Source organism: Flavobacterium restrictum (assembly GCF_007097245.1).
GTDB classification, from domain to species: Bacteria; Bacteroidota; Bacteroidia; order Flavobacteriales; family Flavobacteriaceae; genus Flavobacterium; species Flavobacterium restrictum.
On the sequence record NZ_VJZT01000018.1, the window covers coordinates 1 to 23837 of the forward strand.

General features: G+C 37.3%; 18 protein-coding genes. 7 read left to right on the plus strand and 11 right to left on the minus strand.

Annotated features, from left to right (window positions below; all coding sequences use genetic code 11):
• Positions 1-115: 115 nt before the first annotated feature.
• The 4 genes from FNW21_RS14095 to FNW21_RS14110 form a co-directional block, all read right to left on the minus strand.
• Positions 116-586 carry a hypothetical protein gene (locus FNW21_RS14095; RefSeq protein WP_144257398.1) on the minus strand — a complete coding sequence of 157 codons (471 nt, stop codon included), beginning with the start codon at positions 584-586 and terminating at the stop codon, positions 116-118.
• Between the two features lie 4 nt (positions 587-590).
• Complete coding sequence (locus FNW21_RS14100; RefSeq protein WP_144257399.1) at positions 591-7697, minus strand: RHS repeat-associated core domain-containing protein; 7107 nt, start codon at positions 7695-7697, stop codon at positions 591-593.
• Between the two features lie 82 nt (positions 7698-7779).
• Positions 7780-8766, minus strand: a complete 987-nt coding sequence (locus tag FNW21_RS14105) for a tail fiber protein (protein ID WP_144257400.1) — start codon at positions 8764-8766, stop codon at positions 7780-7782.
• A gap of 128 nt (positions 8767-8894) precedes the next feature.
• On the minus strand, positions 8895-9347 hold the full coding sequence (locus FNW21_RS14110) for a T9SS type A sorting domain-containing protein (RefSeq protein WP_144257401.1): 453 nt from the start codon (positions 9345-9347) through the stop codon (positions 8895-8897).
• 328 nt (positions 9348-9675) lie between these two features.
• Between FNW21_RS14110 and FNW21_RS14115 the strand changes: the two genes are divergently transcribed.
• The 4 genes from FNW21_RS14115 (at position 9676) to FNW21_RS14130 (ending at position 14764) form a co-directional block, all read left to right on the plus strand.
• Positions 9676-10863, plus strand: a complete 1188-nt coding sequence (locus FNW21_RS14115) for a phosphoglycerate kinase (RefSeq protein ID WP_144257402.1) — start codon at positions 9676-9678, stop codon at positions 10861-10863.
• 246 nt (positions 10864-11109) lie between these two features.
• Entirely contained in the window at positions 11110-13143 is a 2034-nt protein-coding gene (locus FNW21_RS14120) for a LysM peptidoglycan-binding domain-containing protein (protein ID WP_144257403.1), read from the plus strand.
• A 175-nt stretch (positions 13144-13318) separates the two neighbouring features.
• Positions 13319-14308: a DUF4837 family protein gene (locus tag FNW21_RS14125; RefSeq protein WP_144257404.1), complete on the plus strand. Its 990-nt coding sequence runs from the start codon at positions 13319-13321 to the stop codon at positions 14306-14308.
• A gap of 3 nt (positions 14309-14311) precedes the next feature.
• A complete protein-coding gene (locus FNW21_RS14130) occupies positions 14312-14764 on the plus strand; it encodes a GNAT family N-acetyltransferase (protein ID WP_144257405.1) in 453 nt (150 codons plus the stop codon).
• Here the strand turns inward: FNW21_RS14130 and FNW21_RS14135 are convergent.
• The 3 genes from FNW21_RS14135 to rnpA all read right to left on the minus strand — a co-directional run bounded on the left by FNW21_RS14135 (position 14761) and on the right by rnpA (position 17697).
• Positions 14761-15567, minus strand: coding sequence for an OmpA family protein (locus FNW21_RS14135; RefSeq protein WP_144257406.1), 807 nt, complete (start codon positions 15565-15567; stop codon positions 14761-14763). The genes FNW21_RS14130 and FNW21_RS14135 overlap by 4 nt on opposite strands.
• Positions 15567-17204, minus strand: coding sequence for a S41 family peptidase (locus FNW21_RS14140; RefSeq protein WP_144257407.1), 1638 nt, complete (start codon positions 17202-17204; stop codon positions 15567-15569). The genes FNW21_RS14135 and FNW21_RS14140 overlap by 1 nt, the downstream gene beginning before the upstream one ends.
• 88 nt (positions 17205-17292) lie before the next feature.
• Positions 17293-17697 carry a ribonuclease P protein component gene (gene rnpA / locus FNW21_RS14145; RefSeq protein ID WP_144257408.1) on the minus strand — a complete coding sequence of 135 codons (405 nt, stop codon included), beginning with the start codon at positions 17695-17697 and terminating at the stop codon, positions 17293-17295.
• 147 nt (positions 17698-17844) lie between these two features.
• Here rnpA and FNW21_RS14150 point away from each other — a divergent pair, with 147 nt between their 5' ends.
• From FNW21_RS14150 to FNW21_RS14160, 3 genes are all read left to right on the plus strand, one after another.
• Positions 17845-18579 carry a lysophospholipid acyltransferase family protein gene (locus FNW21_RS14150; RefSeq protein WP_144257409.1) on the plus strand — a complete coding sequence of 245 codons (735 nt, stop codon included), beginning with the start codon at positions 17845-17847 and terminating at the stop codon, positions 18577-18579.
• 10 nt (positions 18580-18589) lie between these two features.
• Positions 18590-19576, plus strand: a complete 987-nt coding sequence (locus FNW21_RS14155; protein ID WP_144257410.1) for an acyl-ACP desaturase — start codon at positions 18590-18592, stop codon at positions 19574-19576.
• Between the two features lie 119 nt (positions 19577-19695).
• Complete coding sequence (locus tag FNW21_RS14160) at positions 19696-20349, plus strand: HD domain-containing protein (protein WP_144257411.1); 654 nt, start codon at positions 19696-19698, stop codon at positions 20347-20349.
• A 79-nt stretch (positions 20350-20428) separates the two neighbouring features.
• On the opposite strand, the gene FNW21_RS14165 is transcribed toward FNW21_RS14160, so the two are convergent.
• The 4 genes from FNW21_RS14165 to FNW21_RS14180 all read right to left on the minus strand — a co-directional run bounded on the left by FNW21_RS14165 (position 20429) and on the right by FNW21_RS14180 (position 23821).
• Positions 20429-20827 (minus strand): hypothetical protein, encoded by a 399-nt coding sequence (locus FNW21_RS14165; protein WP_144257412.1) that lies wholly within the window; start codon positions 20825-20827, stop codon positions 20429-20431.
• 106 nt (positions 20828-20933) lie between these two features.
• Positions 20934-21716, minus strand: a complete 783-nt coding sequence (locus FNW21_RS14170; protein ID WP_144257413.1) for an enoyl-CoA hydratase/isomerase family protein — start codon at positions 21714-21716, stop codon at positions 20934-20936.
• Positions 21717-21726: 10 nt separating this feature from the next.
• Entirely contained in the window at positions 21727-23199 is a 1473-nt protein-coding gene (locus FNW21_RS14175) for a sensor histidine kinase (protein ID WP_394344693.1), read from the minus strand.
• A gap of 64 nt (positions 23200-23263) precedes the next feature.
• The gene (locus FNW21_RS14180; RefSeq protein WP_144257414.1) at positions 23264-23821 is read right to left on the minus strand and encodes a CopD family protein; all 558 of its coding nucleotides are present in this window, start codon (positions 23819-23821) and stop codon (positions 23264-23266) included.
• Between the last annotated feature and the right edge of the window lie 16 nt (positions 23822-23837).

Genomic DNA, 23837 nt, shown 5'->3' on the forward strand with positions numbered 1-23837 from the left:
AACTACAACTTTTTTAGGGTTGTAGCTTGTTTTGTTTGCTTGTGTTTGTGGGCACGAGTTTGAAACTCGCGCTAGCCGTTGAACTTATTTCTGCTCGCACCAGCGGGGGGGGGTTCTAATTCTCTTCAAATGCTTTTAATACAGCTTCAATAAATTCTTTGTTTCCGTTTTCATCATCATTCATTGCTGATTTTAATTTTGCAAGTAATTTATCTAGCAGCTCTGTTTCCCATACATCGTATGGTGCTGGAAAATTTAGTATCAAACTAGCAGAACCCCAAGAGGCTTCATAGTCTCCATCAATAACAATATCTACAAACATCTCTAAATATGGTTTACATTCTTCCGAAGAATATTCTTCACAAGCATATATTATACTACCATTATAATGTTTTAAATCTTCTCTCTTAATAAGATTTACTAAAGTAGCGATAATTCTATCATCCTTAAAATTATATATTAAAGTAAATATCAACTCTCTTCTAGATTCATGATTATTAGTTGCATTAATAAATTCTATAAGTTCAGAAACAGACTGTTTTTTACTATCAACTACTCTTTCTTTTAATTTGTTAAAATCTTCCATAATATTACGATTTAGGTCTTCCCATTCTGTTCCACTCTTCTAATAACTCGTCAATTTCACTATCAGATATATTTGGCCCACCAGAATTCTTTTTATAAAATGTGTGGTACCACCTTTGAAAGTCTTTTGGTTGTTTTGTTAAATAACCATCTCTTGACTCTTTGCTTCCTCCTCTAAAAGTAGTCCCTTTGCCACCACCACTTCTATCCCTCGCAAAATAATCAAAAAGACCTTTAGCTTCGGCAAGTCCTGCATAAGCAGAGCCTGCTACTAGACTAGAACCATGTATAGCTACTGCTCCTGCTGGTACTGTTGCAACACCAAGCGAAAGAACTTCACCTACACCTGCGCCTATATCTTCTATTGCTCCTTGTACCATAGAGGTTATGTCTCCTAGATACCTCCCTAATCTTTCAGCTCCTTCAAAATTTGTTCCAGTAAACGTATTAGGCATCTGTACCATGCCAAAAGTGATATTATTAGTAGCAATAACTCCCGCATAACTCCCTCCAAAAACTGTGGCTTGCTGACCAAAATTACTAAAAGCCTGCCCCACATTACCCACATGAAACTCTGGTGCACTCGCACTACGACCGCCAAATAAACGAGAAATACCACCAACTACAAAATTAGTTGCATCTCTAAATCCTTTTCCTATTGCAGTACCTGCTTCATCAAAATTTCTTGCACTAAAGTTTCTACTAACCCAATCACTCTCGAATACTCCTTTTATAAACTGTGCTAACCCGTTTTGTTGTTCGGGAGTGTAGGTTGGGGGTTGGTTTCCTTCATGGATACAATGACAATCTCCATCACCATATTCCTCCCCACTCTCATCCGTATAAGCCAAAGGATTATTCAACACATACCCATACCTATTATAGTTTTGGGTATTACTAGGGTCTTGCACATAATTATCAGGTTGCAAAAACCTATGCAATTTAGGGTCGTACAAACGGGCATTCATATCAATCAAGCCAACGCTCTGCAGGTGTTCGTGCCCTGTGTAACCTCGGTCTAGTAGCGTTAATCCTGATAGGGTATTGCCTGCACCGTCTTGCACTTTGGCTATGTTGCCCCACGCATCAAACAATCTTTTTTCGAGAACTAAACCCACATCGTTGGTTATTGCCAGAATGCTTCCTTGATAATCTCTATGCAAATATAAGATTTGTTCTTGAGGTGTGCCTGTGCTTGGATATGTTTTTTTGTACACTACTGGAGCACTATAGCCATCGCCACCGAGATACGTAATAAATTCTATTGCACCAGTTTTTGTGTTCTCTTTTATTTCCATGGTGCCATCGGCAGAGTAATACTTGCGGTTGGGACGTAGGTTTTTGTCAACGTCTAGACTGCCGTAGAACATTACAGAGCGGTCATTGTTGTCGTTATAAGTAAAACTCATTTTGTCTACGCCTGCTTCGCTTATGCTTACTGGACTCTTGAAAGTGTTGTAGGTTATGGCGAGTTTACGGTCTTTGTAAGTAGCATCAGGTATTGGTAGATTGACCAAGGCGGCGTTACTGGTTTTGCGAATTATCACATCGTCAAACCATACCGTACCCGTACCTACATTATCTGCTCTTATATTCAGATACTTTATAGTTGCAGGAACTGTCACAGTTTTTGTGATAAATTTCCATTGTCCTACTGTAGCTGTAGCTACGCTTTCTACTTTGGTAAAATATGCCGTTTCGTTTTCTTTAAATTCAAATAAGGTTAATTGTGCCGTAGGGCTATCGGTTTTTACCCATCCCGAAAACGTATATTGGGTATCGGTAGTATTATCTATTTTTATTAGCTTATTTGATTGTACATAAGCTACTGCTTGACCTGTTCCTGTAGTGTTTATTTTTAAAGAATTTTTGCCCGAATGCGCATTTGTATCATCAAAAGAAATCGCAGTAGGGTTATAAGGTTGCTTATTCCAATTGGCTCTTTCTTCCATGCTATCATTAAAAACTCCTTCTCGGTTTACATAGTAGCCTGTGGCTTCTGGCGTGAGCGTTACCGAGGTGTTTTGGTATTTCATTTGGGCATTGTTATACTTGTATGTTCCGAGTGTGTTGGTATCGATACGCCCATCATCCATATAGGTCTGTTTTTCTACAACACCAAGTGCATTGGGATAACTTATAAGACGATCTTGAAAGTCGTAACCAAAAGAATCGTTGGTGTTAAACATACCATTGGTACGACTCTTGAGATTACCACGTTGGGCGTCAAAATCATTTGTCAATTCCATAACCGTGGTGGCGGTTGCAGTCAAAGTATGCTTCATGTTGGTCACATAGCCGTATTGGTCATAGGTGTTGTTTATGGCAATGCCGTTGCCAAGCGTTGCCTTGGTGAGTTGTCCTCTAGCATTGACCTCGGTGGTTTCCCATAATACGGTACCTGCTGCATTGGTTGTTTTTTGAGCATATCCATTGACGTAGGTAGTGGTAATGGTACTTGTACTACTTTTGCCATTGAGGGTAGCCGTACTGGTTTCTACATTGGGTCTGCCCCAAGCGTCATAGCCTATTGTTTTATCAAAAACGGCACCGTATCCTGTGGTTTCTTTGGTGGTAGATAGGCGTTTTTTGTCATCGTATGTATATAGCGTCATGATGGTTTTACTACCGTCTTCCGTATCCGTAAATACGGTTTTTTGCAAGAGTTTGTCGGTAGTATCATTGTACGTATATACTGTCTTGGTATTCGTGGTTACAGGAGCTTTACCTACTATTGTTTTGCTCGTTATTTTGCTCGTTGCTGGGTCTAGCGTATAGGTTGTTGTGCCATTAGGAGTAGTTTCTTTGGTGCTTTCGCCCAAAGCGTTGTACTCGTAGGTATAAGTGCCCGCCGATGAATCCTTGAGGCTGGTTTTTCGACCCCAACCGTCTTGGGTTATCGTTATTTTGGTAGTGTCATAATTGGTCTCCTTGAGGTTGCCATTGGCAAAATAGGTGTAGTTGATGATGCCGTTTGTTGCAACTCCTGGTACGTTTTCTTCCAACGCGACCACATTGCCCATGGCGTTTTTGGTAGATGCTTTGCTTTTGCCCGTGCTACTATCGGTTACGGTGGTTTTGAGTTTGTCATAAACCATGCTCACTATTTTGCCTGTAAAATACGTTATTGTTTTTGGACGACCGTATACATCATATTCGGTAGTGTTCGATTGGGTGGTGCTATTGGGTTCGCTTATGCTAAAATTTCGGTCATAAATATCATATTTATAATCTTTATACGACGTATTGCCTTGAATGTCTTTTACGCTAGTCTTTATTTTTCTGCCCAGTTCGTCAAACAATTCTTCGCTCCAGCTCCCATCATCACCTCCTGTGGTAGTGATTTTGGTTTTTTCGACCTCTCTCTTGTAGGCATAATTAGTGGTTTTACCTAAATAATTGGTAGTTTGTATTTTTTTGAACCAAACATCATAGTCATAACTGGTTGTGAGACTGTTATTGGTTGTGCCTAATTCTGTTTGGTTGGTTTTGCTCTTCAAAGTGCCGTTTGGGTTGTATTCAAATGTGTTTTTGAATCCCTCAACGTCAGTGCTTTCGGTCAAGAAACGACCTGTTGTGTCGTATGCGTAGCTGGTTTTTCGTTCCGTAATTCCAGTTGCTAGTATCTTTTTGACTACGATATTCCCAAAAGCGTCGTAATCATTTTTCTCGGTTATGGCAGTGGTGGTGTTGCCGTATTTATCAATTTGTTTGAGCAAATTACTTTCGACCCCTGTTCCATAGGTATAAATTTCTTTACTGGTCATACTATTGCCAGAAGCTGTTACGTTTTGAATTTTACTTGCAGGTCTACCCGCTGTATATGGGGTTGCGTATTTTACTGTAGTGGTAGTAACCTGCTCGTCAATCCCTGCGTTTTTGAGTTTGGTAATAGCTTCTGTAGGATTGCTGTAGGTATCATAAAGCGTATTAGTTTCGCTACTAGTGCTATCTAGCAAGTTGTAATTTTTGGACTGTACGTTCAGGAGTTTGTAGACTTTGGTTGGGGACAAAGAGGCTTCGTAGCCCCATAACGACTTGGTTATCAAACTAGAATCTGGCGTAGTACCTGTTTCTGCAAAGCCCGTGGAGTCATAGTTGGGTAGTATTGTTGCCGTAAACGCATTGCCCGTAGTGGGTTTGATAGACGTTCCAGTAGTCCCAGGTTGCAGCAAAATAACTCCCGAAGCTGTTAGCGTTTCACTTCCCGTTTGGGTGTAATTGGTTTTCACAATACGATTAGGAATACCCGTAGTAGGGGCTGTTCTATTGGCTACAAATTCAGGTGTAATTAATCCTTGATAGGTATAATTCTCTATTGCAGCAGCACGCATATTTGGGTCGAACTTGGTGACGGAACTAATAATTTGATTATCGGTCTCGAACCAGTTGGTGTGCATCGTGGCACGAAAACCCAAGAAACCCAGTCCCTCCACATTTGAGGTTGCTCCTGCATAGGCAAACAATTGTTTTTTATACACACTAACACTTTGTTGTTCGAGCATGGATACTACTTGAAAACTCGGTGAAACAACAATATCTGTGTTTGGGTAGATGGATTTATAAGGTGTTGGAGAATAATTATTAAGTGGAAAAGTAGATACAATATCAAGAGGTTTATATGTAATGCTTTTGGTTACACCATTTCCTGTTGTTATAGCAGTTAAACGACTATCAATACGATTATCCTTATTACAATTAAAAGTATATATTGTATTATCCGTAAGTAATGAATATTCTAGATTGAGATTGGGTTTAGTATGATTAGTAAATAATGGGATGGGATAGGAGTGTATTAATCCTGAAATACTCTTTTGAGTATAACTAAAAACTATATCGGTTGCTGTTGTATATTTATTTTCACCTAATGTAAATACTGTAAAAATTGAACTTCCTTTTCCTGTAAAATCGGATCCATCAAAAACCCTTCTACCATAAGAAGTCGTATAATTGTTAATGTGATCAAAACTGTAGTTGTATTGGTTTAAAATATCCGTTTTACCATCGCCATTAAAATCGTTAGCAATATAATTGTATTCTTGTATATTAACGCTTCTATGATGCCAATCTCCGTTTATTTCTGTTTCAATAGATTTGTTAGTATGATATATAATACCTATTGCCTTTTCTATTTTAACAAACCCTTTGCCTGTAACATTATAGAAGCACCAGCTATCCTGTTCGTCTGCCTGTGGAATAACAAAATCCGTTTTACCATCACCATTGAAATCGCCAAGTAAACAAGGTTTGTTTGCCTGTAATCCAGCATCGGTATATGTAGCAAGTACTATTAAATTATTAGTTGTACCTAGGGTATAAACTGTGACTTTACCTTCGGTAAGCACCATAAAGTCTGATTTTCCATCACTATTAAAATCAATGACTTGTATATTGGTATCATTGGTAGCTATCTCGTTAATATTACCTATTGGCGTAGACAAATTGTTTACGTCTTTTTTTAAATCAATAAAATAGACACTTTGTGAATTCACTGTAATGGTAGTGGTATTGTAATCCGAATCACATACATCCGCAGAAAGAGAATTATCTATTGCAATAGCATCGGTTAATCCATCACCGTTAAAATCTCCTGAAAGTATTTTTTTAGGAAATATTTTAGTAATCGTTGAGCCTGTGCAACCATTATCAATAGCCACCGAAGGAAAAGCAACTGTTTTAGTGTACTGTAAACCAACTCCAAAAGTACCTATTGAATAAATCGAGAAAGAATAATTTTGGTCATTATTATTTTTGACCACAGTCCAACCTTGTTGAGGCATTAGCTTATAACCATTATTACTATCGCCAACAAGAAACGAAGTTGCAAAAATAGACGTGAAATCACCTACAGCGTGTTCCCAACCTATATTTATACTCCCTCCATAAATATTATTATAAATCCAATATTTTTTATAGGAATCTGTACCTGTTTTTGGGTAAATAATAAAATCATTTTTACCATCCCCATCAAAATCAGCTACTTCAGTACCTGCATTGATTCCTGTTATATTAGACAATGTCAATTGTGGTTTGTTTGGATTAACTCCAAACAAATTGTCATTCGTGGTCGTATCATAACTAAACACAGTAGGATTGTAGCTTTTAGTTCCATCGCCGCTAGTTTCGGTAATTTTAATTAATCGCTGATAATTGAGAGAAGTAGGCTCTTGCAATAACGCATAACTTCTAAAACCCACTCCATTTCCTATAGTCTCAATTTTATTTAAAATAGTATTGGTAACAATGCTTTGTCCGCCAATATAGGTTTGCTCTGGTCTTAAACGTGTAATATAATTAAATTTTACTTCGTTGATGGTTGTAGCAGTTCCAACTGAACCATATTTAATACTCGCTATAGTAATCGTATTGTTCGCATTGTTGTAGGTATATGAAATCCTGACGCCTTGTGGGTTTTCCCAATAGGCAATACCCCAAGTAGTAATCGAATTAGAGTCTGTAGTTGTGCCATAATACGCCGTTGACCCATCTGGATATGCTACCTTGAATGAAGCGGGGCCATAAGCCGCTCCTAATAGCGATACGCCAACGGCAGTAATTTTTAGATTCGAGAAATTTTCGGTTTCATAAATTGTTCCAGCCGCACCATAAGGCGTTCCCGTTTTGAGAATCAAACGCTGTCCATCTAGTGCAAAACGATCGTTAGCATCCAGATTTACACCTCCCACAACGGTATCATGAAACTTGGTTCTAGGAATACGGGTAATGGCTGATACTCCAGAAACATTCCAGCCATAACCCGCCATACCATTGCCTCCCTGACTAGTATAAGTCAAGGCTATTTGAGGAACTACCCCATTAATTCCAGGCGGAACAGCAATAGGAATACCGTAACTAGCACCACCCGTAAGGGATACCGAAAGTTGCCCTTCGGTAATACCTACTTCTTGTGACGTACCTGTAACGGTTGGGGCTACAGCCAGTTTTGCGGTACTGGTTGCGGTAGTTGTAGTTTTTGTAGTGCTCGTTTTTGCCGTTGTTTCGGTGGGTAGTATTCTTTTTATGGGGACTACACCTTGCACGGGTGTACCTTCAGTTTGTGCACTAATGCTATTGGCAATAAAAAGTATGAGTAATAAGTATATTTTTTTCATAAAATAGTTTCTAGCATGTCCAAACACATGAAGTCAAATCTATTTTGACACCCATCTGTTTGAAAATAATGGTAAGGATTAGTTACTTCTCGAGCTTGGCAAGTCTTTCAGACAAGATTTCTAGTTTCTTTTGTTGCTCGATAGCATATAAGGTCAATTCCTCAATTTTTTGAAGCAAGAGGTTGTTCATTTCGCCAAGATTTACGCCATTGGCTTGCTGGTCTTGGGCAGCAGGAATGTTGGGTAAGTGATGGTTGGCTTGGGTGTATTGTGCTACTTGATCCAGCGTAGGCAGGGTATAACCCGCTTTGAGAGTCGATGTTCCCGTATAGTATTTTTGGAACACATAATCCGCAGGAACACTTACGGTTACTTTGACTTCGGTGGCGTGAACGGTTCCGTTAACGGTAAGTTTAGCGTCTGGAATTGTGGTGCCTATGCCTACATTGCCACTAATCATTTGGTTGCCAGTTATCTTGACATTGCCCACAACTTCTAGTTTTTCGGAGGGTGTTGCAGTACCTATACCTACGTTGCCATTTGTAATTTGCATTACATTAGGACTTGTAAGATCCCCAAATCGTATTCCTCCATACCAATGAAGGTCTAAACTAGATGAACCAGTTACTGGATAAGTTCCGATGTAATAATTTGCTGCATCCCCAAATCCTACTATTTTATTTGTAGTACCTAGTATATTTAAGTTCCCATTAATTGTTTGATTTCCTGTAAAAGTGTTTGCACCACGAGTAGCTATTTCGTTCCAAGCATTCCAGCTTCCAGGAGTATCGCCATTTCTTGTTCTAAATGAAAAATGGTTTCCACCGTTAGGCCCATAATCAGAACTGATTTGACAATCATATTGATTATATAAACCTCCAAAACTCATTAGTGGCCCGTTCCAAGGTGTGCCAGAGGTAGCATAAGCAAAAGTATAGCCCTCTTTGAAAGTATCTGCTGTTCCCGCAGCTGAAATATTAAGTGTTGAGTTTAACGTTTGCGCTTGCAACGAAAAAGTAGTTGCCAAAAATAATAAAGTGAGTACTAAAAAAGAATGTTGTGTTTTCATAAGTGTTTGTTTTTCCCCAAAACCAACTCTTTCCCAAGAGAGAGAGTAGCTAGTGGGTTGTGTTTGTAAATTATTTTAAAATGCTTTTGATGGTGTTTTGCTTGTAGCAATTTTAGCTTCTAACCGCTTTACTGTTTTACTATTTTTATATTTTTTTGCTCGCCATTGCTGTATTGCAACACTATAAGGTACATTCCTACGGGATAGTCCCTAAACGGAATGGTTTGTACGTTTACGGTTGCTAACTTTTCGTAGGAATGCAGTAATCGACCGTTCAAATCATAAACGTGTATGGTGGTCACCAGATTATTGGCAGTTAATTCCCATTTTAGATACAACTCCTCCTTGACTGGGTTGGGGTAATAGGACACTAAATTCGAGGCTTCGCTGGGTATCAAATCTTCTTTGGTCAGCATTTTGGGATCACTCACATATTTAGCATTGGGGTTCGTACAATTAATGCAAAGTTCCCGTTGCACTTGGTTTCCCGCAGTATCGTAGGTAAAGACAATTTTGTCAGGATTTTGAGCCATTGCGAGAAAGCAATAAAAAAACAGTAGCAGAGGATAGTATTTTTTCATAAAAAAAGGAAGTTAATTTCTACAAAAATACCCCCCCCCAGTTTTATTAAACCTAAAATTTCGTGTTAAATTAACGTTAAATTTAATAATTCATTACTTTGACTGTAGGACAAGCTAGATAAAATGTGGGGCACTTAATTACAGCACACCAACACTATTTTTAATTCCCAAAATTTTATAAACAGCAAATTCAAATACGCATTATTTATTAAATTACAACGATTTCGTTGATGAAACTTGAATTATTATACTTTTTTCGGATTTATTACTAATTTAAAAGTCTTATATTTGTTATTCCATCAAAAAATAAACTAAAAAAATACAGATAATGAAGACTTTAAACGATTTTGATTTTGCCAATAAAAAAGCAATAATTCGTGTTGATTTTAACGTTCCTTTGGATGAAAATTTCAATGTAACCGATGCCACTCGTATCGAAGCTGCCAAGCCTACTATTGACGCTATTTTGGCACAAGGCGGTAGCGTAATATTGATGTCACACCTAGGAAGACCAAAAGGTGTGGAAGCAAAATATTCGTTACAACACATTCTAAAAACAACTTCAGAAATACTTGGTGTACCGGTTCAATTTGCTGCCAATTGTATTGGTGACCAAGCGCAAACAGCTGCACAAAACTTGAAACCAGGCGAAGTATTGTTGCTAGAAAATTTACGTTTTCACGATGAAGAAGAAGCTGGAGATGTTGCTTTTGCCAAAGAACTAGCTTCATTAGGCGATATTTATGTCAACGACGCTTTTGGTACGGCACACCGTGCACACGCTTCGACAACTATTATTGCACAGTTTTTTCCAAACGAAAAATGTTTTGGTTTACTATTAGCAAAAGAAATCGAAAGTTTGAATAAAGTTTTGAAAAACAGCGAGAAACCAGTAACTGCAGTGCTTGGTGGATCAAAAGTTTCGTCCAAAATCACCGTTATCGAGAATATTCTTGACAAAGTAGATCACATGATTATTGGCGGTGGAATGACTTTTACTTTCGTGAAAGCATTGGGCGGAAAAATAGGAAATTCTATTTGCGAAGATGACAAACAAGAATTAGCACTAGAAATTTTGCGTTTAGCCAAAGAAAAAGGAGTACAAATCCACATTCCAGTTGATGTAATCGCTGCCGATGATTTCTCGAATACCGCTAACACACAAGTGGTCGATGTAAGAGAAATTCCTGATGGATGGCAAGGTCTTGATGCAGGGCCAAAATCATTAGAGAATTTCCGTAACGTAATAATGGAGTCCAAAACAATACTTTGGAATGGCCCTTTGGGCGTATTTGAAATGCCTAGCTTTGCTAATGGAACTATCGCTTTAGGAAATTTCATTGCTGAATCTACCGCAAACGGAGCCTTCTCTCTAGTAGGAGGTGGCGACTCTGTTGCTGCCGTAAAACAATTTGGTTTAGAGGACAAAATGAGCTACGTTTCTACAGGCGGTGGTGCCATGCTAGAAATGCTAGAAGGCAGAGTTTTACCAGGAATAGCAGCTATATTAGACTAATTTTCTAGAATTATTGATTTTTTCAAATGGGTTCAAAAACCGCTCACAAAAAAGCGTTCAAATAGATTCGTTTATAAAATCGATAATTTGTACTACATAACAGCCCCTTTTTCAGGGAGATTTAGACTAAAACTCTATAAATATTGCATTTTTAACAATATTTATAGAGTTTTTTAGTTTGAACCTAGTATGTTTGCATATTGCTTTTGATAATCATTTGGAATATAGCACTTTGATTAAAAAAATATGACTATAAAAAATACCACCTTATCGTTTTTCTTGTTAGCAACCAGCCTTGTTTTTTCGCAACAAGCAGTTGAAAATAAAGAAATTGCCCAACCCGAAATTAAAATTTCCTATTTAGATTCTATTAAAAAAACCTTCAAAAGAGACGATATTGCCTCTTGCGTTGATAGTTTATGGATGAAGGAATTAACCAATTTAGATTTGTTTAATGATTTGTCTACAGATATTCAAACCATCAACACCGATCAAAAAGTAGATTTCGAGTTACCAACCGAACTTTTGAAAGAAAGACTCGCAGCAATGGATGCCAAATCGCCTTTCAACATAGAATACAACCAAGGTTTAGAAAACTTAATCAAATCTTTTTTAAAAAATAGAAAAAAAGCCTTTGGACGATTAATGGCAACATCGGAGTATTATTTTCCAATTTTTGAGGAAGCATTGGCCAAACAAAATGTACCACTTGAAATCAAATACCTAGCCGTTGTAGAATCCGCATTGAATCCAAAAGCAGTATCCAGAGTAGGCGCAACGGGACTTTGGCAATTTATGTACCAGACCGGAAAACAATACAAGTTAAACATCGATTCCTATGTTGACGACCGCAGCGACCCCTTAAAATCATCCGAGGCAGCGGCACAATACATGACAAATATGTATGCTATTTTTGGCGATTGGGATTTGGTTTTGGCCTCCTATAATTCAGGCCCAGGCAATGTTGCCAAAGCGATTAGACGCTCTGGTGGCCAGCAAAACTTTTGGAATATCAAGAAGCATTTGCCGCAAGAAACCCAAGGATATGTTCCCGCTTTTTTGGCCACAATGTATATTTATGAATACCATAAAGAACACGGAATTGTTCCCGAAAGAGCTTTGGTCAAAAATTTTGCCACAGATACCATTCGCATCAAAAAACAAATGTCCTTTAAACAAATTGCCGATTTAATTGACATTCCAGTTGTCGAATTGCAATTGTTAAACCCGTCCTATAAGCTCAATGTAATCCCATTTTACGGAGATCAAGATCATTATTTGCGCTTGCCACAAGATAAAATTGCCATTTTCACTTCAAATGAGGACAAGATTTATGCTTATGCACAACATGAATTGGATCGTCGCGAAAAACCATTCCAAATCATCAAAGCCATCGCTTTAAGAGACACTGCAAATTATACCACACAACGAATCACACTCCCAAAAACAAAGTATTACAAAGTGAAGCGAGGGGATAATTTGACCACAATAGCTAATAAATACGATGTTTCGGTAGCGGATTTAAAAAACTGGAACAATCTTAAAGGCAATACTGTTGCTCATGGCAAAAGCCTAAAAATTATTACCAATGAAAGCGTCGTTCGTTCCGTTAAGAAAACGCCAGCACTAGCCGAATCTAAAAAAGAAGCCCTTGCCGAAGTTAAAATCAACAAGGAGGAAGCGACCAAGAAAACAATCAAAAAAGACAGTGTTCCTGCAAATACACCCTTATTTTATGTGGTTCAAAAAGGGGATAATTTGAGCGCTATTGCCAAGAAAAACAACATAACCGTTGCCGAAATCAAAGAATGGAACCATCTCTCGACTGCCAATGTGCAACTAGGAGCTTCCTTGCAAATTGCGCAAAATGGCATCGAAGTTAAAGAGGAAACCGTCCCCGCTCCTATACTAAAAGACATTCAATATGTAGTTCAAAAAGGAGATAATTTAGGAAATATTGCCAAGAAATTTGGTGCTACAGTACAAGATTTGAAACAATGGAATACCATTACTACTACTAATATTGCCTTGGGAAGCACACTCGTTGTTGCCAAAAACGAAATTGCAATAACCACTAATAATGCCACAGCAAGCACCTTTAAGAAAAAAGAAACTGGAAATACACCAAAAGACAATGCTGATTATTATGTAAAAAAAGGAGATTCCTTGTACAGTATTTCCAAGAAATATCCTGGCGTAACCATTTCGGATTTGAAAAAATGGAACGATATAGGCGAAAACGAACTTAAACCCGGAATGAAACTAAAAATAAACGGGTAAAAAAAGAATTGGTTTGAAATAAATTTCCGTTTTTAGTAGTTAAAAACCGTTCGGTAACGTTTTATTTGCCTTCAAAAAAAATAAAAGAGTCCCGACAAAATTTGGACACTTTATTTAGAAACGATTACTAATCTTTTATATAAATTTGGACTTTATTTTATAATTAAAAATTATAATGAATAAAGTCCATTTTTTATGTCTTTTAAGTATCGTACTGTTTTTTTCTTGCAACAAGAAAGAAGCAGATATTGCCCGTAAAACAAGTGGAAAAATCAATACCATTTCGGTAATAATAAGCGATCAGTTATGGAATGGCGAGATTGGCGACAGCATTCGCAACAAGTTGGCGGCACCCGTGATTGGTCTCCCGCAAGAAGAACCTCTTTTTACCATCAATCAATATCCGGACAAACTTTTAGAAGGATTTATTAGAGACAGCCGCGCCATTATTGTTGTCAAAAAAGCCAGTGAAAATAAATTCGAAATTATCCAAAACCAATATGCTTCGCCACAACAAGTGTTTCATATTTCAGGAAAAACAGGAACGGATATTTTAGCATTATTAGAAACAAATACGCCCCAAATTATTCAATACATCAAGCAAGGTGAAATTGCCGAAAATCAGCGGATAATCAAGCAATCCATACTGGACCCGAAAATAATTCAAAACAAATTTCACATCGTCATTGCCATTCCGGCTACCTATGAATATGTTAGGCAACGAAGCAATTTTATTTGGCTAAAAAAAGAAATTGTCAGCGGAAATACAAGTTTGTTAATTTACCAAGTTCCGTTGAATACCATAAAAAACAAATCCAAAAAAATTGCCAGCATAATCAGAATGCGCGATTCTATTGGCGGTTTATATATTAGAGGAAAAGAGGCCAATACGAATATGATTACCGAGGAAGGATATGCGCCGTATCTATTTGATATTCTAATTGATTCCAAACCAACTATAGAAACCAAAGGCACTTGGGAACTTAAAAACGATTATATGTCAGGGCCATTTATCAATTATGCCATTCTGGATAAGGAATACAATCGCATCTTGGTTCTGGAGGGCTTTTGTTATTCGCCTTCGCAGGAAAAACGCGATTTCATGCACGAATTAGAATCAATTATCAAATCAGTTACTGTTATAAAAAGAAAAAAGAAGCACTAAATTATGGGATTACAATGGAAAATAAAGCCTTTTGAAGCGCTTACAGTACATGAATTATACGATACTTTGCAATTAAGAAGTCTTGTTTTTGTGGTGGAACAAAATTGCGTTTATTTGGATTTAGACGGAAAAGACAAGCAAGCACTACACCTTTTGGGCGAATTTGATGGTAAAATTGTTGCTCACGCTCGACTATTTGAACCTGGAATTAGTTTTGATAATGCCTCGATAGGTCGGGTAATTGTAGACCCAAAACAGCGAGATCAAAAGTGGGGACACGATTTAATGCGGGAGGCGATTGCTGGAATTGCAACTCATTTTGACCAAACCAAAATCACGATTGGCGCACAATTATACCTCAAAAAATTCTATGAAAGTCATGGTTTCGTTCAAACGAGCGACATGTATTTAGAAGACGATATTGAACATATCGAGATGAAGCGAGGCGAAAACTAAATTTGGGTTATCAAGAACTCCACTCTTCGATCCATCGCATCGCCTTTGCCTAATGGAAATTTATTCCCATAGCCTTTGTACGTCATTCGCAAGCGACTTACGCCTTTGGAAATTAAGTATTTGTAAACTTCTTTTGCCCTATTGTTAGACAAATTCCTTTGTTTGGTTTCTTTGTCTATGGCATCGTCATAAGTAGCGGGCGTGCAACACACATGCCCTTTTATTTCGAATGCTAATGTTTTATTTTGGAGTAACAGCAACGCTATTTTGTCCAACTCTAGTTTGGAACTTGGCAACAATACGCTGCTTCCCATATCAAAAAGGATGTTTTCTAGGTAAATACGGTCGCCAACTTTGTGTTTTTTTTGAATGGAGTTGTAAATGCCTTTTCCGTAGCTGTTTTTTTGGACAAAAAACAAATCGACTCGGCGGTTCTTGGATCGGGTTTCGTCAAGGTCTGATACGGTGTCTTTCTGGACAATTACACGGCCTTTGCCCTCAATAACCACAATTTTGTTTTTATTAAAACCATTGGCAAGTAGTATGTTTTGAACCGTTTCTACCCTATTTTTAGACAATTTATAATTGTAATCGTTCTCGCCTCGATCATCGCAATAGCCGTAAATTTGTATGGATTCTATTTTGGTCGTATCCGCTTTTTTGGCAAAATCAACGATTGTTTTTACTTGATCCTCATAAAGCGTGTATTTGTCAAATTCAAAATAAACAGTTTCCCCTTTTTTATCTTGTGCGGAAGCCACACAACAACAAAGGAGAACAACTATTTTGATGAAGTTTTTCATTATAGTTTTAAAATTTGCTTGTATTCCGCTTCGTTGTTCAAAACGGAAGCTGCTTTCTTGATTTCAAAATTGTTTTTGATGTAATACTGGTACAATCCTTCTTGGTATTGGTAGCGTTTTATGATTTCGTCAAGCAGTACGTTTTTGATTTCCTTTTGGTTTTTGTCAAGCAAATGATCCTCACTTTTTTGCAAAGCAGTCAGTAATTGCTGGTATTCGGCGGTAATGGTTTCGTCTATGTTTTCTTTTTTGGCTGCAGCCAAAGTGTTTTTCAAAGCCAATTCCGTTTCGGTATCAAAGGTGATTTTTTGTGTTTTTAAAAACTGTTTGAACGCCATAAAATCCGCATCGGTCAACACAGGAATTGTATTTCCTAAATTAGGATTTTGATAATAATATAGCGTAGCATAGTCAAAAATTGCATTATTTTTGAGCAACGCATTGCTAATGGAACTCAACTTGGTTTCCATCAATTCTAGATCTGGCTGAATACCGCCACCATCGTAAACGGTTCTTCCTTTTCGAGTTTTGAAGGCGTTATAATTTTTTTCTTGTGTGCGTGTTGCGAGTCCGTTTTTGTCCTTATGGGCATAATCCAATGCTTGAATACAACGTCCTGAAGGGGTATAATACCTAGAAATAGTTACTTTTAGTTGCGTTCCGTAAGTGAGATCAATGGGACGCTGTACGAGTCCTTTGCCATAACTACGACTGCCCAAAACAACGGCACGGTCTAAATCTTGCAATGCTCCAGAAACAATTTCGGATGCAGATGCGCTTTTTCCGTTTACAATAATGGCCAGCGGAATGGTCGTATCTACAGGCTCTTGCAACGTTTTATAGGTGTTGTTGTACTTGCTGTTTTTGGATTTTGTGGTTACTATTATTTCATCTTTGGGAACAAATAAATTACAAATCGCCACTGCTTCGTTCAATAAACCACCAGGATTGTCTCTTAAATCGAGAATGATTCGTTGTGCACCTTGACTTTTGAGTTGTTCCAATGCGGTTTTGGTTTCACTAGCCGCTTTTTTGCTAAAATGCGACAACACTATATAGCCTGTTTTGTCGTCTATTTTTCCAAAAAAAGGAACCGATTTGATTTCGACTTCATCCAAAATAATTTGGGCACTATTAGTTTTGCCTTGACGAATGTATTTGACCTCGATTTTAGTGTTTTTGGCTCCTTTTAATAATTCCGAAGCATCGTCTTTGAAATCACTTATTTTGACATCGCCAATTTGAATAATCTCGTCACCAGCCTTGAGTCCCGCTTTGTCAGCAGGGAAATTTTTATAGGGTTCCCTAATAATTAATTTGGATTCTTTTCGAGTAATCAACGCACCTATACCTGTATATTCGCCGGTATTATCAATTTTAAAACGCAGTACATCTTGCTCATTAAAATAATTGGTATACGGATCTAAACTGGCCAACATGGCTTTAATGGCTTTGTCCATTAACTCGCCAGGGTTCGTTTCGTCTACATAATTCGTATTGACTTCCTTGTAAAGCGTGGTAAAAATCTCTATTTGCTTGGCTATCTCAAAAAAATCGTCTTTGAAGCTCGCCCCAACGTACAAGAATACCGAAGCTAGAATGGGGAGTATGTATTTTTTTTTAAAGAAGCGAATCATAAGGGGATTTGTCTTAAATTTTCGGGCACTAAATTAAGAATAAATAAGCAATAAAAGGATGCCATAAAGCAACTAAAAAACAGTTTTTTTAAGGTTCAATATCAATTTCTAGCGTTTTGGTTTTACCGTTTTGAACAGCAAATTTTTCGAATAATTGAATGGTTTTAGCATTGATTTCTTCGTAACTCAAGCGGTCTTTTGTTTGATAAAAAATCATAAAAGCATGGGGTTTGTCGAGTTCCGATACTAGTAAATGCTTATTTAAACGATAGGTTTCTCGCAATACACGTTTGAAATAATTGCGATCTACCGCTTTTTTAAAATATTTTTTAGAAACCGAAACGCCCATTTTATAGGGTTCATTATCCCCTAACGCTCCTGAATAATAGACCATGCGCAACGGATATTTAGCAACCGATTTTCCACTGGAGAACAAGAGTCCAATGGTGGTTTTGCTTTTTAGTTTCTCGTTTTTTGGGTATTTAAAATTCATTTTTAGCAAAAAAAGGCCGTTGTTATAGCTAGCAAAGGTACGATTAAACCTTAAGTATTTGCTTCAAAAAATACGAAACGGATTTATTGTTTCGGATTTAAATACACTAAAAATTTATTTCTTACTTTTGTAGCTAATTTTTAAAGCATGCAAAAACTAATTTCGTATCCCATATCCGTTGTCTATTATTTGTGTTTCGGACTTTGTTTGGTTGTTTTTCATCCCATTCAATGGATTTGCTTTAATTGGTTTGGGTATCAAGCCCACAAAAAAAGTGTGGATTACCTTAATTTTTTCCTGATAAAATGCACAAACTTACTAGGAACGACTTATAAATTTAAAAACGTTGACAGCATTCCAAGCGGTGTTCCATTGATTTTTGTATCCAACCATCAAAGTATGTATGATATAATTGCGATGATTTGGTTTTTGCGAAAATTCCATTGCAAATTTGTTAGCAAGAAAGAGCTAGGAAGCGGGATTCCTAGTGTTTCCTATAATTTGCGCCACGGAGGATCGGTGCTTATAGATCGTAAAGATCCCAAACAAGCCATTCCAGCCATCAAAGGATTATCAGAATATATTGAAAAATACCATCGTACGGCAGTTATTTTTCCGGAAGGAACTAGAAGTAAAACGGGGAAACCCAAAGAATTTGCCCAAAGTGGATTGAAAATATTATGTAAATATGCCCCATCTGCTTATGTGGTTCCCATAAGCATTAATAATTCCTGGAAAATGGTAAAGTTTGGATTTTTTCCATTAGGTTTAGGAAATCGGCTTACCTTTACCATCCATAAACCACTAGCGGTTAAGGAGTACGATTTTGCTGACTTAATGCAGCAAACGGAGCAAGCAGTTATAAACGGAATACAATTTTAAACTATATAAAATGTCTATAAAAAACATTCGATTAGAAGTAATGCAATTTTTAGAAAGCAAGGTTGACGGATTTGTTGATCAATTTCTAATACCTGTTGAAAAAATTTGGCAACCCTCTGATTTTTTACCCAATTCCGAAAGTGATACTTTCTTTGAAGAAGTAAAAGAATTACGTGAAATTGCCAAGGATTTGCCCTATGATTTTTGGGTAGCCATGGTAGGCGACACCATTACCGAAGAAGCTTTGCCAACCTACGAAAACTGGTTGATGGAAATAGAAGGAGTTGACAATTTAGAACGCAATGGTTGGGCCAAGTGGGTGCGACAATGGACAGGTGAAGAAAACCGTCATGGTGATTTATTGAACAAATACCTTTATTTATCAGGTCGTGTCAACATGCGTGAAATCGAAATGACGACACAACACCTTATTAATGATGGCTTTGACATAGGTACTGGTCGTGATCCGTACAAGAATTTTGTGTACACCAGCTTTCAAGAATTGGCCACTTATGTATCGCACAATAGAGTTTCGCAATTGGCAAAAAGTTATGGTGACAAGAAATTATCCAAAATGTGCAAAATGATTGCGGGTGACGAAATGCGTCATCATCATGCGTACAGCGAATTTGTGACGCAGATTTTCAAAGTAGATCCAAGCGAAATGATGCTTGCTTTTCAATACATGATGAAAGCCAAAATTGTAATGCCAGCCCATTTCTTGAGAGAATCTGGCGAAAAAATAAGCTCGGCATTTGAACATTTTTCGGATTCGGCGCAACGCATTGGTGTATATACAGCTAATGATTATGTGGACATCATGCAAAAATTAATCGAAAAATGGGAAATAGATAAAATAGGAAATTTGACTGATGAAGCCGAAAAAGCCCGGGATTATTTGATGAAATTACCCGCAAGAATGGCTAGAGTATCCGAGCGATTGATTATTCCTCAAGAATCCTTTCAATTCAAATGGGTGGAACCTGCTAGATTATAGATTTTTGATTTTAGATTTGGTTAGAATTGAAATTTGAGATTGAAATTAAAATTTTTTAACTGCTGATTTTTGAGGTTTAGACTTTAAAAATCAGCATTTTTTATAAACCCATTTTAGCTATGATTACTTCCGATTTAATAAACAAAACAATACTTTTTGTCAAACAAAAACTAGAAAATGCCGAAGGCGGACACGACTGGTTTCATATAGAACGGGTCTATAAAAACGCACTACTCATTGCCAATGGCGAATCCTGTGACCTTACAATAGTGAAATTAGGAGCCTTATTGCACGACATTGCCGACAGTAAATTTCACGATGGCGATGAAACGGTTGGTCCAAAAATAGCTCGAGAATTTTTGACCTCAAATGCCGTTGACGAAGCTACAATTCAGCACGTGATTGGGATTATTGAGAACATTTCTTTCAAAGGCGGAAATACAGAAAAAGAATTCTCTTCCATAGAATTAGATATCGTTCAGGATGCGGATCGATTGGATGCGATAGGCGCCATTGGCATTGCCAGAGCGTTCAATTATGGAGGATTTAAAAACAGACCGTTATACAATCCTGAAATTGCTCCAAAACTTACAATGTCGAAAGAAGAATATAAAAATTCCCAAGCGCCAACAATCAATCATTTCTACGAAAAATTATTGTTGCTAAAAGACAAAATGAATACCAAAACAGGAAAAAAAATCGCTCAAGAAAGACATCATTTTATGGTACAATTCCTTTCGCAATTCTATGCGGAATGGGACGGGGGAAAGTAGGATTTCAGATTGTAGAATAACGATTTTTGATTTTAGGTGTAATTCACAAAATCAAAAATCGTTGATTTAAAATCTGCAATCAAAGTCCTTTTTCTTTCATCTCCAAAATCACATCCGAAGCGTTCTTGAAAGTGGGTGCTTGTTCAATGATGCTGCCCACCCGTTTTTTGTTGAGTTTAAAGGTAATGTCATTTTCGGTGGTGAATAATAAGGCAGTCATAAACGGGTTGTTCATGTACGGAGCCAAAACAAAAAAAGCTTCTTCTAGCGAATGAAAACTTTCTATTTCTTCGGTTTTGTATTTCGCCGTAACCGAAAGGCTAAACACATCATTTTCTAGCAAAACGGGGCGCACGTAAATGTTTTTCAACTCGGTGTCGCCAATGGTTTTGGCCAAAGTTAATTTGGCGTACGTTTTATCTTCGATGCTTTCTTTTACTTTTTCCCAGAATTGGGCAAATACAGGTTGGAAGGACATATGATTTTTGGAATTAAATTTTTGAAAAGTTTACAAAACTATAATAATATGATATTACAATATCGAAAAAATATACTAATTGGATATTTTTAATTTAAAAACGTCCTTATTTCCCCGTGAAAACCGCTTTCCTTTTCTCTAAAAAAGCTGTTGTTCCTTCCTTGAAATCATGGGTTCCAAAACATTTTCCAAAAGATTTTATCTCGGTTTCATACCCATTTTTGCCTTCTTTGAAGTTGGAGTTGATCGCTTTTATGGCTTTACCAATGGCATAAGGCGAATTTTTCATTATTTTTATGGCAATGCCGTTGCAAAAGTCCAAAAGGTCGGCTTGCGGGACAACATGATTGACTAAACCATAATCTTTCGCTGTGGTAGCATCTATCATTCCTGCTGTTAGAATCAGTTCCATGGCACGCCCTTTACCAATTAACTGCGGCAAACGCTGCGTTCCGCCGTAACCAGGAATGAGCCCAAGGGAAGTTTCTGGTAAACCCATTTTGGCGTTTTCGGAGGCGATTCTAAAATGGCACGCCATAGCCAGTTCGAGTCCGCCGCCTAGAGCAAAACCATTGATGGCAGCAATTACGGGTGTTTTACCGTTTTCTATTAAATCGAATAGTTTTTCTTGTCCATCGGTTGCTAATTGCGCTCCTTCTTCGATAGAAAAAGAGGCAAATTCCGAAATATCGGCACCAGCAACAAATGCTTTTTCGCCACTTCCTGTCAAAATAATTACGTTGATTTCTTTGTTTTTCCCTAGCAATTTAAACGCTTTATTCAAATCATTAATGGTGTCGCTATTTAAAGCATTTAATTTTGTTGGCCGATTTATGGTAATTGTTGCTATGTTATTCGCTATTGTAACTAGAATATTTTGATAGTTCATGGGGGTTGTTTTAGGAATTTATAATAGGGAGCGTAACGGTAAATGTAGTACCTTTTTCGACAACGGTAGCAAAGGTAATGGTGCCTTTGTAGTTTTCGATGATGTTTTTGATGATGCCAAGACCCAATCCCATACCACTGTTTTTGGTGGTGAATTTGGGTTCAAATATGTTGCCAATGTGCTGTGCTTCGATGCCAACTCCATTGTCTTTTACCAGAATTTGCACCTGATCATTGGATCGAATTACGGTAACCAAAATCGATTTTTCAAGTTGTGTTTCGGGGATGGCTTGTATCGCATTTTTGACCAAATTAGTAATCACACGAATCAGTTGTGTGCGGTCCATTTTAGAAATAATTTCGGTTTCTTGGCTTTCAAAAGCAATATAATCTTCATTGAAAATATCGAGTGCAAGTTCCACCACTTCGACAACATTTAGGGTTTCGTTTTGTTGCGCTGGCATCGAAGCAAAATTCGAAAATGCGGAGGCTACGGAACTCATAATATCAATTTGCTGAATCAAAGTTTCGGAGTAATCGTTTAGTTTTTGTTTTACATTGGCATCATTTGGGTCAAATTTTCGTTGAAAACTTTGCACCGTTAACCGCATTGGTGTTAATGGGTTTTTGATTTCGTGTGCTACTTGTTTTGCCATTTCGCGCCATGCTTCTTCGCGTTCGCTTTGGGCTAATTTAAGGGCACTTTTCTCTAGTTTATCGACCATTTCATTGTAGGCTTTTATCAACAAATTGATTTCTTTGCTATTGGCTTCGAGCACGATTTTTTCATTTTTTTGATTCAAACTCGTTTCGCTAATCTTGTCGGAAATGGTTTTTAAGGATTTCGTAATATAAGTCGAAAGGAAGTACGCCAATGCAAAAGCGACAATCAGCATAAAGGAATACACTTGCCCCAATCGCAAGAGGAAATTATTCAATTCATTTTCATAAAAACCGTCATCTTCTACATACGGAAGGTTCAAAATACCGAGTGGTTTGAATTTATCGTCTTTGATTTGACTGTACGACGAGCGGTTTTTGATACCATCAATAGTTTTGATTTCTACAAAGCGTTTTTCGATAGAGGAACGGACTAATTTTTGAATGTATTTAGGAATTGGGGGTGCTATTTTATCTACCGAAAAAGATTCTTTGGAGGATTTTAAAAGTTGTCCGTCTAGGCTATAAATATTGATTTCGATATTGTGAATTTGAGCCAATTCATGAATTTTATCTTTAAAAATCAAATCTAAATTCTTGGTCGTAAGTGGGTAAGTCGTCGTTGACAGCACATAATCAATATGCGCTTTTACGGCATCTTCCTTACGTTCAAGGCGTTCTTGGTGGTATTCTTTGGCTTCGTTTTTGAACTGAATAATAGAAATCGATGCTAATAAAATCGACGCAATAACGATAACAACAATCATCGAAAGGAAAATCCTAATTCGGAGAGAGAACATCGCTATTTTGAAATTTCCAAGCATATTTTTTTAGTGTTCTTAAACGCCGCAATTTGGTTTTTGATTCAACAGCAGAATGGTTGCTGGATTACTTGCCGCTATTTTTATTTCTTATTTTTTTGTAAAATTTAAAACCCAACATAATCAAAACCGAGAATAAAAGAATTCCAATTACGCCATAAATCCAGTTTACAGCATTTTTTAGAATGACTAAAAACACTACGGCAAACAAAATAATGGTGGCACCTTCGTTCCATAAACGCATAAAATTACTCGTATATTTCACCTCGTTTCGCTGCAATTGACTGAAAATTTGTTGGCATTTGGCGTGATACAAATACAGTAAAAATACAAAACAAAGCTTTACGTGCATCCACGGCATTTGCAGCCAAGCGTTTCCCATTGGGGTAAAAAATAACATCCAAAAAGCAAAAATACTAGCCAATATTGCTGACGGCCAAGTGATAATGTACCACAAACGATAGCTCATTATTTTGAATTGCGCCTGCAAAATTTCTTTCTCTGGCGAAGGTTTATCGTTGGCTTCTATTTGGTACACAAACAAGCGAACAATATAAAAAAGTCCAGCAAACCAAGTGATGACAAAGATGAGATGCAGGGATTTTAGGTAGTTGTAGTATTCCATTCGTTTTATTTCTTTA